13 protein-coding genes and 2 pseudogenes are annotated in these 16000 nt (G+C 36.2%); 9 read left to right on the forward strand and 6 right to left on the reverse strand.

Annotated elements, in window-relative coordinates; genetic code table 11:
* Positions 1-134 precede the first annotated feature (134 nt).
* The 9 genes and pseudogenes from PVV68_RS10645 to PVV68_RS07995 all read left to right on the forward strand — a co-directional run.
* Positions 135-716: a carboxymuconolactone decarboxylase family protein gene (locus PVV68_RS10645; RefSeq protein WP_273721540.1), complete on the forward strand. Its 582-nt coding sequence runs from the start codon at positions 135-137 to the stop codon at positions 714-716.
* A 200-nt stretch (positions 717-916) separates the two neighbouring features.
* Positions 917-1342 carry a hypothetical protein gene (locus PVV68_RS07960; RefSeq protein ID WP_273721519.1) on the forward strand — a complete coding sequence of 142 codons (426 nt, stop codon included), beginning with the start codon at positions 917-919 and terminating at the stop codon, positions 1340-1342.
* 371 nt (positions 1343-1713) lie between these two features.
* On the forward strand, positions 1714-2517 hold the full coding sequence (locus PVV68_RS07965; protein WP_254492178.1) for an AfsA-related hotdog domain-containing protein: 804 nt from the start codon (positions 1714-1716) through the stop codon (positions 2515-2517).
* Positions 2518-2528: 11 nt separating this feature from the next.
* A complete protein-coding gene (locus tag PVV68_RS07970; protein WP_273721522.1) occupies positions 2529-3371 on the forward strand; it encodes a hypothetical protein in 843 nt (280 codons plus the stop codon).
* 84 nt (positions 3372-3455) lie between these two features.
* A complete protein-coding gene (locus PVV68_RS07975; RefSeq protein ID WP_273721524.1) occupies positions 3456-4214 on the forward strand; it encodes an HAD family phosphatase in 759 nt (252 codons plus the stop codon).
* A 152-nt stretch (positions 4215-4366) separates the two neighbouring features.
* Positions 4367-5122 carry an SDR family oxidoreductase gene (locus tag PVV68_RS07980; protein WP_273721526.1) on the forward strand — a complete coding sequence of 252 codons (756 nt, stop codon included), beginning with the start codon at positions 4367-4369 and terminating at the stop codon, positions 5120-5122.
* Positions 5123-5133: 11 nt separating this feature from the next.
* Positions 5134-6066 carry a DMT family transporter gene (locus tag PVV68_RS07985; RefSeq protein ID WP_273721528.1) on the forward strand — a complete coding sequence of 311 codons (933 nt, stop codon included), beginning with the start codon at positions 5134-5136 and terminating at the stop codon, positions 6064-6066.
* Positions 6067-6079: 13 nt separating this feature from the next.
* Positions 6080-6157: pseudogene (locus PVV68_RS07990) on the forward strand (Killer protein); the annotation flags it as partial.
* 18 nt (positions 6158-6175) lie between these two features.
* Positions 6176-6280, forward strand: a pseudogene (locus PVV68_RS07995) (transcriptional regulator); the annotation flags it as partial.
* A gap of 1420 nt (positions 6281-7700) precedes the next feature.
* On the opposite strand, the gene PVV68_RS08000 reads toward PVV68_RS07995, so the two are convergent.
* From PVV68_RS08000 to PVV68_RS08025, 6 genes are all read right to left on the reverse strand, one after another.
* Positions 7701-12674: a type ISP restriction/modification enzyme gene (locus tag PVV68_RS08000; RefSeq protein ID WP_273721530.1), complete on the reverse strand. Its 4974-nt coding sequence runs from the start codon at positions 12672-12674 to the stop codon at positions 7701-7703.
* 601 nt (positions 12675-13275) lie between these two features.
* Positions 13276-13725: a DUF3987 domain-containing protein gene (locus tag PVV68_RS08005; protein WP_404978439.1), complete on the reverse strand. Its 450-nt coding sequence runs from the start codon at positions 13723-13725 to the stop codon at positions 13276-13278.
* A gap of 365 nt (positions 13726-14090) precedes the next feature.
* Positions 14091-14513, reverse strand: a complete 423-nt coding sequence (locus PVV68_RS08010; protein WP_273721533.1) for a hypothetical protein — start codon at positions 14511-14513, stop codon at positions 14091-14093.
* 94 nt (positions 14514-14607) lie between these two features.
* The gene (locus PVV68_RS08015; protein ID WP_273721535.1) at positions 14608-14913 is read right to left on the reverse strand and encodes a hypothetical protein; all 306 of its coding nucleotides are present in this window, start codon (positions 14911-14913) and stop codon (positions 14608-14610) included.
* 395 nt (positions 14914-15308) lie between these two features.
* A complete protein-coding gene (locus tag PVV68_RS08020) occupies positions 15309-15461 on the reverse strand; it encodes a hypothetical protein (protein WP_273721537.1) in 153 nt (50 codons plus the stop codon).
* Positions 15462-15564: 103 nt separating this feature from the next.
* Complete coding sequence (locus tag PVV68_RS08025) at positions 15565-15765, reverse strand: AlpA family transcriptional regulator (protein WP_007347430.1); 201 nt, start codon at positions 15763-15765, stop codon at positions 15565-15567.
* Positions 15766-16000 lie beyond the last annotated feature (235 nt).

Genomic DNA, 16000 nt, shown 5'->3' on the forward strand with positions numbered 1-16000 from the left:
CCGCTTTTGACATGCAAGGGAATGGTTTTGATTGATTCAAGATAGAGAGATTTGAAATGAGAGAATCTTAGGTTATTCGGGGTTCTAATTCAATATGAATAACGCTAAATTATCATTATAAATCAATATCTTGTATCGGTCATGCAAGACGGCAACTCAAATTCCACCTTACCAGTGCTCTTAATATTGGGTGTAGTCCTGCTGAGCTGATTGAAGTAATGATACAGTTGGCACTTTATGCAGGGTTTCCAGCAGCCTTAAATAGTGTTTTTGCTGCAAAAGAGGTCTTTGATGAAAAGCAACTAGACTTCATATCTAGTTGCGGCTCGCCATTAGTATGCGAGGATCGCTACGAATCTGGACTGAAGGCACTAGAACATATTGATGGCCCCGATGGACAAATGATTATTAAGACACTGGGTAGCATTGCTCCAGACTTAGCTCGTTTTGTTGTTGAGTTTGGGTTTGGTGATATCTACACACGGCCTATCCTCAACTTCTTTGAACGGGAAATTATAACGGTGGCAGCGTTAGGAACGTTAGGAACTGCGATTCCACAGCTGAAGCTGCATATACAGGGTCTGCTTAATGTAGGTGGCACGCCCGAACAGGTGATTGAATTAGCAATTCACATTGCTCCTTATGCAGGCTTTCCTGCAGCGATTAATGTCGTTGAAATTGCTAAAGAAGTTTTTGCCTCACGCAAGGAGACATAGAGAAATTTATTTGCCAGCAACATCATTATTATCAAAAGCGTGATACTTACGAATTTAATTTTTTTCTTAATTTCAAGGAGAATTTAATGTCTACACCGTATCTTTTAATTACAGAAATATATCCTAAATAAAACCAAACTCTTACAGTAGCTAAGAAATGGAGGCAGATCACAGCAGAAAAATCTGAGCAGCAGGCTACGGTGTCTGTATCTCTTGATAATAGGACTGTTCTGCAGTTGAGAGCCTTGCCCTCATTAAAACAGATTGAGAGCTTGCCGGGGATATGGGAGCTTGAATTAAAATTATTGGGAGAAGATCTTGTGAACGACTTTCGTCGTCAACTTTTGACCTATGTTGAATCGGTAAAAGTGCTCAAGCAGTCTTTGCCTAGCACACCGTATCTGCAGCTGCGTCATATTGAGGTTCCTCCAAGCCGTTTTATCTCCTACCGCCAATGGCGAGACAAAACCATTTTTGACGTAGTACGCAAGGCATCTGAGGTTGAAGAGTTTATTGCTTATCATTCCATCATTAGTACAGAGCCGGGTTTATGTTTCTCTCCGGTTTTTCTGTTGATCCTGAGATCTATAAGAGCCTTTTTTCTTCTCCGCGCTATCAAGAGATAATTAAAAAGGCCGGAGACAATTTTATCACGGGTGGAGAAGGTGGACTTTATACAAAAATTTACAAACGCTTTATTAATTAACAACGAACTACGTCGACAGCTGTAAAACTAAGCTGCAGCTTTTGGTTTGAGTGGAGGGTAGTGATTGCTAAAAATGAGCGCTTACTCTTCTATAATATTACCGAAAAGCCATGTATGTTTTAAGTAATGTAATTATTTTGGTAAATTTTTGCTTATATTTGATCAATAACGTAGTTACCGATTTTTAAAGCCATATAATAATTTTATGAAGAGTATGTTTTTATTTCAAATAAATCAAAGAGATATAAAAAGAGAGTTAAAATTAGTTATAATTTTGAGGCAGGGAGCACAATGAAAAATACATCTAATAAGAAAATTTTTATAGTTGGCAATAAATTTCATGAATTTAGTATACATGAAAACGTTAAGACTTTTGGGGAAATTTTAGAGATGATACGTACAAATTCCTTTGCCAATTTACCTAGTAATAGTCAACTTGTTAGCGGTCAAGGGTTAACAGAAGTTCAAGCTCAAGCTCTTTATGACCAAGGACTATATCCACTCGCAGCCCACGGGATTGATATTTCTCCTCTACTACAGCGTCCACTTCGCGTTAGCCGCCTGCAAAGTCATAAGCACTACATCAGAAATGCGATTATCTCTCACCCGAAACGTTTAGATGAGCATAATTTTGAATCTCACTTAATATTGGATGAACGGTCAGAACTAATGAATGATCATCAAACTGGACAACATATACAAGGTATGGTGTTGATTGAAGCAGCTCGTCAAATGTTTTTAGCAGTTACTGAGGAATATTTTATCGGAGATAACTGGACGGAGCCGTATTACTTCGTGTTAAATAGCCTGGCTGCCAATTTTACAGGGTTTGTATTCCCTCTTGACGTTGTTTTTAACTATCGAATTAACTCTAGCGATATATCCAGATTATCTCGCCTTCACTTCGATATAACTATATCAGTTAACCAAGGCGACACGAGCGCCGCTACTCTTTCCTTTCAGTTTACTGCTTATCATGCAGAAAAACTAAAGAAGAATGAACACAAACAAGCGATTAAATTTCTTAACAAGCAAACAGGTAGGGATTCTGTCTCGCGGAAAGCTGAGAACCTTGAAAATGTTTATCTTGCGTAGTGGCATTATCTATGAAAACAATAATGTACGAACTAAGTTTGACTACACAAGGACCGACTTATCCCCCGAGCGAAGTAATGGATGAAAAGGGAAATTTTATTGTTATTGGACAAATCAATCGCATGAATTCCCATGGAGAACTTACCTCAGAGTGGGGAAGAGCTTTGGTATCAACCTCTACTGTAACTCCTGAATTCGGCAAGAATGCTCCCTACGATATCATAAAAGAACTTTCAGATCCTCTTTCTAGTAGTGATGCCTCTCTTGTATTACATACTCTGCCCTTACCATTACCATGCAATAATTATCCAGTAATATTTGCACCAGCGCAATGCCCCAATGCGAAAAATATTTATCTGCCAAGCTATGGCTTCCATGAAGTACCAATACCAGACGCTCGAAGCCAAGATGGTAGAAAGATTACTGCGCCGATAACCCTTGAACAATGGTGTAAAGCGAAAGGATCCATGGAAGTTTCCGTCCCTAACGACCAACGAACAGGACATTTTCGTTTTGAATTTTTGGGGTTAATTCCTAACAGTCTTTACACAATTATGGCACTACGGCAACATGATCTGAATCCCCATGCACCTACACGACCCGGCCCACTTGGTCTTCCCAATATACTACTGGCAGATGCTGATGGGCATGGCTTTTATCAAGCAATATTACCCAATCCGTTTCCATCTGTGAACGATCCCTCTGCTAATCGAATAGTAAATATCGTCTTGCTTTGGATGAGTTATCAAATGAATCGAGGCGGTGCGATCGGATGGTATGGCTTAGGAGGGGATGTCCACGCGCAGCTAAAGCTCAAAAAAACAGGTTTCTGGGAATTCACAACAAAGGATTAATATTACGAATAAATCATATCCATGCTTATAAAGAACAAACAACATTATAAAGTATTTAATTTTTTTTGAAGGAAGAAATTAATAATGAGCCTTGCGTATGCATTCTTCGATGTAGATGGCACCCTTATTCGGAGCAAAAGTATGCTCGCTTTCCACGATTTCTGGTATAAATCTTGGCTAGGTTTTTCAACCAACGCTCACCAAGAGGAATATGCAGATACTACTGCTATTTTACGTGCACACCATGATAACCAGAGTCCGCGCAGCGTAATAAACCGTCGCTTTTATGAATTTTTTGCCGGACGTGCTGTAGCAGAAGTAACAAGATGTGCAGAAACTTGGGCAAACCGCGCGTTGATTAATCCTACTTTCTTAATCCAAGAAGTAGTAACAGAATTAAAATCCCATCATAGCCAAAAAATTGAGCCGGTCTTAGTATCCGGCTCTTTTATAGAAATTCTAGCCCCCATTGCAGAACATCTAGGTGTACCTTACATCTTGGCCACAAAACTATTGCATGATGGGCAAAAATATAATGGCCGTTTCGTTCCTCCGCAAACGATCGGCATTGGAAAAGCGCTTGCGATTCAGGATTTTATTGAAAAACATGGTGGTGACCTTAAGAACTGCTGGGCCTACGGTGATGATATTTCCGATGAGCATATGCTGAAGCTTGTAGGTCATCCTGTCGCTGTTATTGGCGATCCTTTGCTTGAGGCGTATGCTCACAAGCATGGTTGGCGCTGTTTAAATCTACCTAAAGAATCACAAACTCTAGCATTCTCCTCTAAAAAGGTATTTCCTTTTAGTGAGACGTCTTTACATGAAATATCAGTTCTTTAGTTATTCAACCTAATCACAATAAACTTTAAGGCTATCTTATTATTTAAACAATTTAATAATACTCAATACATTAAACATAATACAGTAATACATAATGCATGGCTAAAAATAAACTAGCTGAATATTAATGATTACAACTTCAGGTATAGAAAATGCTAAACGAAATGATAAAAAACACGACCGGAATTTACTCACAACAACAGAAACGTATTTTAGTCACAGGAGGCGCTCGCGGCATCGGTAAAGCAATTGTTCTAAACTTATTGAAAAATGGTCATAAGGTAGCAAGTGCAGACATCATTGACATAGAACTACCAACCTCCATCGATACGGCAAGCTTATGTAAATTGATTGTTGATATCCGCGATAAAGAAGCCATTGACTCTTCTGTCCATAAGGTTATCTCAGAATTTGGTGGTCTTGATGTCTTAGTTAATGTAGCAGGCATTTGTTATAGTGGCGATCCAGAAACAATTGATGCTCAAGAATGTGCTGAAACATTTGATGTGAATATTAAAGGAATGTTCTATATAACAGCTGCTACTTTACCCTATCTAAAAAAGGAAATTCGCGCCGATATTATAAATATTTCATCCATATGGGGTGTAGAATACAATCCTTCTTTAATTTCATATTCTTCTTCTAAATTTGCTGTAGAGGGCTATACTGGTGGGTTGCGCTTATGGGGAATGCCACAAAATATTCGTGTTTGTTCAATCCAAGTTGATAAAGTTAATACGGATTTTCGTCGCAATTTTAAAGGATTCCCAGAGATACCTCCAGAGAATCTTGCCAAAATGCTTCACCCAGATGACATTGCTTCCGCGGTCAACTTTATGCTTTCCTCATCTAATACCGCACAAATTTCTTCTATACGTCTCGATGCTCCACTTTGGTATCAAGTATAAGGATCTATCCAATGAAAATCACGCCCAGAATAGCTCTTGTCTTAACCCTCGTAGGAACCTTTTTTTGGGGTTCCAATTTCCAAGCCACTAAGATAGCTTTAACGACTGTTTCTCCATGGACAGCTTCTTTTGAGCGGTTTCTCATTGCCGTAATCGCCATATTTTTAATTATGATTTTCAAAGAAGGCTTGCGGTGGCATGTTTTATCGCAAAATTTTATTTCTTATATTTTCCTAGGGATTATCGGTGTGGCAGGGTTTAATGGCGCTTTATTTGTTGGCTTGCAAACGTCAAATCCCATAACAGCCTCCCTCATCATGGCGACAACCCCTATTAGTGCTAATATTATTGAAGCTATCATGAATAAATCTTTCCCAACCTGTGAGAGGGTTATAGGGATGCTCATTAGCATGTTCGGGGTCTATTTAGTCATAACAAATGGGAGATTTTTGTCTAACCATGTTTCCTTTGCCAAAGGAGATATTATGATTCTTTTAGGTTCCATTGGTTGGGCGTTCTATACCGTGGGCACGCGGTCATTTGTCAAGAACGCAACCCCGCTTGAAACAACAAGCTGGACGATGCTCTCTGGCACCGTCGCCCTTGGCGTCCTAACCTTTTTATTCGAATCCCCTCTTCAAGAAACGATGTCTATGTCCGGCGCTAGTTTATTCGCACTCCTTTGGATAGGGGGTGCAGGATCAGTTTTAGCCTACCTATTTTGGAATATTGGAATAGCGATCCGAGGTCCGGGTAAGACGGCGATATTTTTCAATTTTGTACCTATTTCAGCCTTATTGGTGCAAATCCTGTTCGGCTTCATCCCTCAAATCATGCAAATCATAGGCGTTTTTGTTACGATTTTTGGAGTTCTAATCGGACAAGGCTATATATTCAGCTTACTAGGATCTAGAAAAGCCGTTCCCAATGCGCATAAAGAGTAATATACTTTTTAAGATGAATGGAAATTGGCGTGTTATTTTTCGCTTTATCGGAACAGATGTGGAGCTTGTTGATTATCAAGATTACCATTGATGAAAGGAATGAAAACAAATGACGCATAACCCCGCCCATTCTAGTGAAGTTCTAAAAGTAGCTTTTTTAGAAGAAATGGGGATAACAATACAAAAATTAGCGTATCGTCTTCATATAACAAAATACGTATTTATTGTCAAATAATATTTTATCTTTTTTTGTATTTTTTAAATACGTTGTGTATTGATAATATCTTATGATTATGAATTGCTTCTTTTATATTTATATGCGTTTAAAGCTATATTATGGGCTTTATGAAACGATTGCGTTATGTTTTGAATCTATACATCTATAATATTTAAAAAGGCTCTCATTATGCGTATTTTAAACTTTATAACCTATCAGTTTTTTTACTAAATGAATTTAAATTTTTTTGTGAATTTTGTTTATAATACATTTAAAATTTAATAGCCTCTTATAGGTGCTCTCTTTATAATCAATGCGTTCATTTACAGTTTAGTTATTTGAAGCTGCTGTTTTTACGCATTTTCTATAGCTGTTATATGCTTTATAGCCATGGCATCATTTTTCATTTTCATAAGAGAAACGATAAGTAGGATAATTGTAATTTATAGACTGTTATGAAAACATCTAAAGAGAGATTGATAATTATAGAGATCAGTAAAATTCCTTTTAATAGGCTTTTGTCAGTGATGTCAGTTTTGTCAGTTCTTTTTAGACCCTCTATTATTTTTTTTGAATGGTAAAAAATTAAAATCAATATATTTCAATATGTTAATATCTTTAAAACATAACTTATATCAAGAGTACAATCTTTAAAGATAGCCAATGATGTGAATTGATTAAAACTTGTCAGTTATGTGTTAGTAAATTGAACTGACAAAAGTGATCATTTTAATGAGTCATTAAAACGTGTCTTATGAAAAGCATATGAAATTAAAAACTGATTACGTTATCAAAATCCTTTTTATGAATTTTATCAGTTCTTTTGAATGATAACCTTATGATTTAGAGAATGATTACAACGTGCTTTATGAAAATCATGTGATCCTTTAAAGCCTTTCAAAAGATGGTTTGTAACTCATAAGAAATGCTATCAAGATCATTAGGTTATGAGTTTTGGGGGTGCTTTTTGTACGTATTATTTTATTTTTTTAATCCAAAATAAAAGTTGTTATATTTCAATAAGTTAATGTTTCAAATAAACAACCTATATTAAACACAACACATAAATACAATCTTTAATATATATTTAAGAGGGTTTTGTAGGGTTTTTGGGGGGGGTGAGAAACCTTCAAAACCTATAAGTAATATAAGAAAATGAAGATACAAAACTCTCTTTCAAGAGATTTTTTGAAAGCTATAAAGCTATCATTTGAGATTACGGTATAATCTTTTAAAGGCAATGTAAAAAAATCTAATTCACTTTAAGAGTGGATTTCTTATAAGTCTTAAAGCAATCCAAATGACAGTGTTTAAAAACGCAATGATAAATTATTTCTTTTAAGATTGTATCTAATTAACTTACAAAAGAGGTATAGCTATATTCTATACCCCTTATGAGTTTTAAGGTCTTATAAGCTTATTCAGTTTCTTTAATTTCTAATTTTGGTAGGTTCTTAACAATCTTCATTGTCTCTAAACTTACGGTAATAACCCTTTGGAATAACTCCAATGGATAAGCAGGGTTTCCAACGGTTTCAACAGCATAGCGATTAGCATCATTCACAATGCCACTCTTTTTATCAGTCTTTACGCATTGACGCCCCATAACCCATTCAAGGGCGGGTCTACCATTTACGATATACTCATAAGCTTCAAGAGGGATATCTGTTATGATGATGTTGCTGTTATAAATAACAGTGGATTTATCCTTTTCCTTGCTATTCTTAATTTTTGCGAATTTCATTTCATTCACGTAATAAAACTTTTCTGGATTAGAGATATCAGTCTGTTTTGGATTACCCTTTTTAAAGGTCACTGGATAAGGTTTCACATCTTCATAATTTACATGCAAATGACCCAGTTCACGCCCTGCTGTTACAAATTTCCAAAAGTCTTCAGCAGTTTTAACACAAGGGATACGAGGCAACTCTTTACATAAATTATCAGCATAGCGTGTACGGTAATCTTCTGAATGTAAGAGTCCGTAAACATAATAGAATAGATCATCTTTAGTTATGGTTTCATTCGGATAAGCTTCTTTAAAATGGGCTAGTCCTTCATCAGTTATGGCATCACGCCTTTGTAAACCAACATTTTTACTTTCTTCTGTAGCATTTGCAAATAAATGGGATTGTTTCCCACTTTTACTTTTTGAAACCGTAGTTTCTTCATAAATATATCTTGGAAAGCATTGACCGTTCTCTATCATTTGGAAATCAGGCACTGTCTTAATCATGATGACAGAAAAATCTTTCGTTGCTCCTGTACCTGTAACTTGTATTACTCTATTTTCGACCACTTTTCCCATAGGAAATATTCGAGGTATTTGAGAAACTCTATGATTAAAAATATTATTATAGTAAAGCCATTGTTGGGTGAAGGGACGATAAAGACTTTGAACTAAGCAATCATTCTCAAATTCAAAAAATTTTCCTCTTATTAATTCTTCTTTAAGACTACTACTCCAACTGATCTTTTGGGCATTTGTATTGACAAAATCATTCACAGCCTTTGCACGCGCTTTACGATCAGAATGTGGATAGGCATCATTAAAACGTTCCATTTCACTCTTATAAAAAGTAATCATATTATACATGTTTTGTGATAGAATTTTACGACTTGAATTATACGCCCAAGCATCACGACTTGTTATGATACCGCAAGAATAAGTCTCAAAGAGCTTTTTATCATACCCTTTTTTATCACCTAGAGCTAGGAATGTCTTGAAACTTTCATCACGTTGATTGATCCAATCACCATGTTTGTCTGGTGTGATCATTTTCCAACCTTGTTTGCTCCGTGTAATACCATTAATGCTACCAAGGGACTCGATTATTGTAAGCTTTTCCTGTCTCGTGAGATAATCTCCAATATCATGGAAATATATTTTTCCACGCTGTTGAGATTCTGGATTTTTCACGAGAATGGAAATCGCTATAGGGGCACGAGAACCTTCTCCAAAAATCTTACCACCTTCTTTTCGAGATAGTTCTCCAGAGGTTCGTTGATTACCCCGTAAATGGAAAATATAAAGGCTACTAAATTCCTCAACGAGGCATTTTCGTAAACCATCCATAGCGTTTGCATCTACAAAATTTGCATTTGTAACAAAACCAATAACACCACAATCTTTTATGCGGTCACTTGCCCAGCGGATAGCACGAATATAACTGTCATAAACTCTATTAACATTACTTGCTCTGGATTGAGCAGCATAAGTTTCGCCGATACGTTTATCTAATATCGGATAAGGAGTATTTTTTGCATTATCATTTTCACTTTTTTGTCCAAAAGAATAAGGGGGATTTCCAAAGATAACCTTGATATCCAGTTTCTTTTGATGTTCTAAATATTCACTGTTTTCTTTAAATAATTTTTGTAGCAGACTTTTTTCTTCAAGCATCTGAAACGTATCAGTTAAACCAATATGCTTAAAAGGAATATACTCTCTTTTCATAAGACTATGATAAGTCGATTCAATGTTAATAGCTGCTATGTAATAAGCTAAGAGAACAATCTCATTGGCATGAATATCATGACGGAATTTATATTCCATATCCTCTGGTTTTATGAGATTTGATTGTAACAGCCGTGTGATGAAGGTACCAGTACCCGTAAAAGGGTCGAGAATAGAGACACCACGTGATCCTAGGCTTTTCCCAAATTCATTGCGTAACACTTCATCAACAGAATGAATGATAAAATCAACAACCTCAACGGGGGTGTAAACAATTCCTAATTTTTCTACCGTACGGGGAAAAGCCTTGGTAAAGAAATCTTCATAAAGCTTGATAATAAGGTTTTGTCTTGCTTGGGGGGAGGTAATCCCAGAGGCACGGAATTTTACACTGTCATAAAACTCTTGTAATTCTTTGGATTCTTCCTCAATATTTGTTTTATCCAGTTCTCTTAAGATCTTTTCCATCGCTTGCGAAATGGCATTGTTTTGCACAAATTCATTGCCCTCAAACAAAGCTTCAAACACCGGACGCGTTACAAGATGTTGCGCTAACATCTCAACGGCTTCTTCTTGCTTTATCTCACTGTTTAAGTTGTTTTTTAATTCTTTATAAAACGCATCAAAGGCATGATAAGCTTCGCTTGTTCGATCAGAAAGCATAGTTTGAAGGCGTGTGATATGATTTTGTGCAATCTCAGCAACATTGCCAGCCCATATGCCCCAATAATCACTCATGGTAGATTTTTTAACAATCAGTGTTTTGAGAGCATTGGGAAACTCAACAAAAAAGGGTAATCTTCCTGTTACGCTATGACTATGTTGCGGTTCATGAGCTTGTGTCCCAATATGAAGTCCGGATTTTTCCGATTTTTCGTGGAGCGGGATTTCGTCAATAACCGTGGTGACATTCTCTAATTCGGTCTTTTTAGAAACTGTAACAATGTCGATGATAGAACTTACGTCTTGCCCTAAAACCATCTGGTTAAGGGTTTTACTAAAATTCTCATCATGGGCAAGTAAAGCATTGAGAACTTGCCAAACAACACTGTACTTTTTATTGTTCTTTAATGCCTGTTCTGGTGAAACACCAGCAGGAATACCAACTGGCAAGATGATATAGCCCATTTTTTTACCTTTTGCGCGACGCATCACACGTCCTACCGCCTGTATCACATCCACTTGGCTTTTACGCGGGTGTAAAAACATAATGGCATCAAGGGAAGGAACATCAACACCTTCTGAAAGGCAGCGTACATTGGTTAATATACGGCAGACATTCTCACCCGCATCTTCTTTCAACCAATCAAGTTTTATTGTACGCTCTTTGGCACCAGACTTTCCATCAATATGGTCTGCTTGACAGTTAAGAGGGGGAATATTTTTATGGTTTTCATGAAGATCAAGTAAATCTTTCTTAACTTCTTCATCGTTGAATGTTCTACATATGCGTTTAGAAGTATCAATATCTCTACAAAAAGCCAAAGCCCGATGCATGGGTCTTGTATCATCCCCAAGATCAATTTTCAGATCCATTTTGGTAAGGGCTTGATAACAACCCATGATCTTTGTTCTATCATCAAGAATAAGTTCATAATTCTTATCTGTCATCAGATGCTGGATAGATTTACTCACTTCTCCTTCATCAACACCTAAAACGATAATCTTATAGGGCGTTAAAAGTCCATTCTTTACAGCATGGGAGAAACTATAAGAATAAAGGATTTTGCCATAAAGCTCTTCATCATCCATAGAAGCCAGAACGGCATCAATCTCATTAGCTTGTTTTTTAGCATTGTCACTAAAGATACGAGGCGTTGCTGTCATATACAGACGTTTCTTGCCCCGAATAAGGCTATTATTATGAACCTTGATAAACTCAGATTCACTCTTGTCTGTTCCTAACACAGCTCCAGTGGTACGGTGTGCTTCATCACAAATGATCAGATCAAATTCGGGTAAAGCATATTTCTTTTGCGCATCCGAAATCACTTGAATGGAATGGTAGGTAGCAAAGACCACTGTCATTACATCAGGAGAAGTCTTATTGGCTTTTTCTCCAAGCTTTTGAGAATCTGTTGTTGCTGGTAGAGCGAGATCCGAGACATCGAGTTCGGCAGCATCATCTTGGGCTTTACGACGCTTGCCAACTTGTGTATCAGAACACACCGCAAAGGAACGCAAGGGTATCTCTGTATCTGCTGTCCATTCTCTTATTGTTTGTGACATTAAAGAAAGAGAGGGGACAAGAAATAAAACACGTTTACCTTGACCAGCAAGAGCTTCTGCTATCTTCAGACTGGTAAAGGTCTTTCCCGTTCCACACGCCATAATCAGCTTACCACGGTCTGCTTCTTGTAAACCGTCACAAACAGCTTTAAGCGCTTCTTGTTGATGATCTAAAAGCTTTTTCGGTTCTTTTTTCTTAAGAGTAGCTTCCCCTTTGCTTTCAAAGGTTGTCCAATCTATTTGACTGTTTTCCAGATCAAACAGATTAATCCGTTGAATGCGGACCCCTTGTCCTTCACAGGTGAGATCGGCATTGTTACTCCAATTACCTTCGGTGCTATCAACCAGAATACGGCGTGTGAAGATCTTTTTTCCCGAGGCAGCAATAAAGCTATCAATATCTTCTTTCTTGATCTGATGATTTGCACTATAAAACTTACATTGAATAGCGGCATATCCTTCTTCATCACGAATTTTAGCAACCAGATCAATGCCGATATCACGCCCATCTTCTCCATGCTCTTTTGCCCATTCACAATAAGTTTGAACTTTTTCATATTCTTGCTTTTGTAGAGGGTCTTGCATCAAATAAGCAATTACAAACTTTTCAAAAGAAGTTCCTCTATCGCGCGCACTTTCTGTATGATCACGGTAGGATTGTAACAGAGAGCGTAATGTTAGTGGTTTGTTATGAGATTGAAGCATTTATAATAAAACCCCACCGCTTTATAAGCGTTGATCTACCGATGTCAAAAAAACTCTAAATGGAATTTGCTAGATCTATTTAAAACAAATAGCAATAATAAAATAAAAAAAGGGTGCTAAAGACCCACAACCTGCTTAAAAAAAATTTATAAAGGCTCTTTATCCACAGCCTATGACGTAAGTCAGATCAACAACAGAATAGTGAAATTTGCTATTTATTTCACATATCATTCAAGACAAATGCACTATGTGTTTAAAAACATCAGAATGATCATTTTGATAGGTTTTATGCGTCATTGAAATGAACACTTTTGTCAGTTCAATTTACAGACACAAACTGACAAATATATATTATTGATTGAATTTATGGGTTGCATCTTAATAAGGGTTGTATCATTAAAATACTAACATATTGAAATATAATGTTTTTAATTTTTTACCATTTAAAAAAAATGCTATAGGGTTTAGAGTGCACTGACAAGACTGACAAAACTCTTTTTACAAAGTCACTCAGATCATTTGCTTTTGGAGAAAAGTTCTTTGATGAGAATGCCATAAAAAGAGTTTTGCGTGGTTGTCTTAAGACTTCAAAAGAGTTTTTTTATTGTTTTATGCTGTTGTTTTTGACCAAAGGATACCACTCATAGCGTCTATCAGGACGCCGACCTAATTCATTCCCCTCTATAGGAAATTCACGAATATAGTTACAACGGCATAAAAGCTCTAAAGCTTGCTTAACGGTTTGATTGTCTTTTAAAGACCTCCAACACTGTCTATAGATATCTCTTGCTGTAAAAACATCGGGTAAATGATCACAACGTTCGACAATCAATTTTGCCCGCTCTGCTGTTAATTGATCACATGCCGCATAGAGCCTTTTGACATGACTTAACAGATATTTTTCCCAACGCAAGGCTGTTGTAATGGCATAGAGTCCAATTTCAAAACGACCACTATCAAGAAGTTCAAAAATCAACGCAAGAGTTGGTATGGTTTTATTCATTTTCAAAACATGCGATTGTAAGCTTTCTGAGTGAGTATCTCTCTTTATAGCTTCCTATTAGGAAAAAAACAAAAAAATAACACTAACCATTTCAGATTTTCATAATGAAGAAAACTTTTTAGTTTTTCTGTTAGTGATGAAAATGTATTTCAAACAATAATGAATATATTTTCAATTAATTTAAGAATTTCGAATACGAATTTGATATATACAAAGATGACTTTAGACCTAGCTAAATATTGCTATGAAGAATACAAACAGAACTAAGAAAATGAAAAATGAAGTTTTTTGATTGGATAGAGAAAGAAATTAGGACGATTAACATCCAGCAGGGATATTTTCATTTAGCTATTACTTTTAAAGATGTGTGAATAAATTAATGTAAAAAGCTTTGTTATGAATACGTTATTGAGTTAGAAATCTATACCAATAGCTTTGGCTTGCATCTTTTCGTAGAGTTTTTGCATTGCCTTGATATTTTCTCTTCGCACATCAATAATCGATTTTTCAATGTCTGTTAAATGTGCTTTGTCCAGATTTCCTAGTCGTGTATAATGAGATGCCATTGCTTTCCGAGCTTCATCATAAGGTAATCCGCCTTTTCGGTGCTTTGATAGACTATGTCCCCTATTTATCGCATCATATTTCTCAGGATTGGAAACCAGTTTTATGTGATCCTTAACAACACCTATTTCAATTAATGCTGTTTCAAGACTACTGACCATAGCTTTACTATTAGCATACCGAAGCAAATCATCCTTTATAAAGTCACTTTCCGTATCAATAAGCAATGGTAAATCACTATTTTTACCAACATTACGAATATAATCACACAAATTACTTCGTACATTATGTAATTTTTGAGATACCAATGTCTTTTCAAGATCTTGTACTAGTACACTTTGTTGTAAAAAAAGCTTTTCTAATTTATCAGAAATGATGACCTCCTATTACAACCCCTTTATCTAACCAGTCTGGACCATATTCCTCATCAGCATTCTTTGTAGAAAACCCCATATCACGAATAAACTGTGCTCCACGTTGATGTCTAAGATGTAGAAGTGCATGTGCTGGATATTCAGCCATTGCTAACCACTCCCACGTTGTTTTGTTATCATTCGCCTTGGAAGCTGCTTCTGCTTCAACCATATAGATACTGTTTTGAGGGAGACCTCCTGCTCGTAATTCTTCACGTTCAGCATCCGTCATATAACTTTTGGGTAATTTCTTTTGCATAGGAAATTCCTTTCTGTAATCTGTCTTGAAATATTAATCTAATGGTTAAATCTGATCAATCAAATTTCCTATGAATTTTTCAATTTGTTGTTTGAAATGAAAATAAGATATCTGCTTTTATCTTTAATCATTTTTTATTGAACATGACAAAATTTTACGTTTGTTTACGTGTTCTCGTATAACAAGATACAGACAATCAAAAACTTGGGATTGTTAGAATATGCTAACAAAAATGGTTTTATTTCACTCCATATTGAAAGAGAAACTATCAATAGAAGAAAAGAGTGGTGCAAGCATAAGCTTGATACTTTAATCGAAAGAAAAAAGCAGGGGAATTGTTATTGACACCTAAGTTTTCTCATATAGCTGATTTTTCTTTTAAACTCTTAAAGCTGCTAGTGAGCGTAATTTGTAAAATAGGCTAATTTATTCAAAAATAGACTAGGCAATTGATCATCATGGGCTGGACAACGGGCACTTCCATAATGCCCATACCAAACCCCACGCAAGGCATTTGTGATGCCCCGAGCATTTATATAAGAAAACATGTTTTTTATCCTATGATATATTGCACCATAGAACGGATTTTGCTATTCATTCTTTGAGTGAAAATGGGAAACCTTGTCCGTCCTTACGTGACAAGGTTTTCTTTTATGCGACGTCGTTATAACGTTGCTGTTTTGCTTGCTCTATGACATTCAAAAGATCCGATTGTAACCAGCGCGATAAAAAGCCAAATTTTAAAGGCTTTGGTAAAGAGCCATTGGTCACATGACGGCGGAATGTTGAAACACTCATATGAAGCAATTTTGCACTTTCACGGTCAGTTAAAAGAATATCGTTTTCTGTCATTATAATTTCCTTTCAAGAGTAAAAAATGGGAACAAATCATAAGTATTTATTAACCATATTTTTGAATCACTGGAAAGGTATTTAGTCTATAAAAAACAGTGTTTTATTATACATTTTCTGATGTGATAATTTATGAGTCTCATTGAGAAAGAATGAGAGAAGAGAGAGCTAAAGTTATCCACAGATAATGGGGTATTGCACCCCATATCTTAAGCTTGACCCGTGACATAAGCCG

The organism is Bartonella sp. ML69XJBT, assembly GCF_028618515.1.
Lineage (GTDB): Bacteria > Pseudomonadota > Alphaproteobacteria > Rhizobiales > Rhizobiaceae > Bartonella.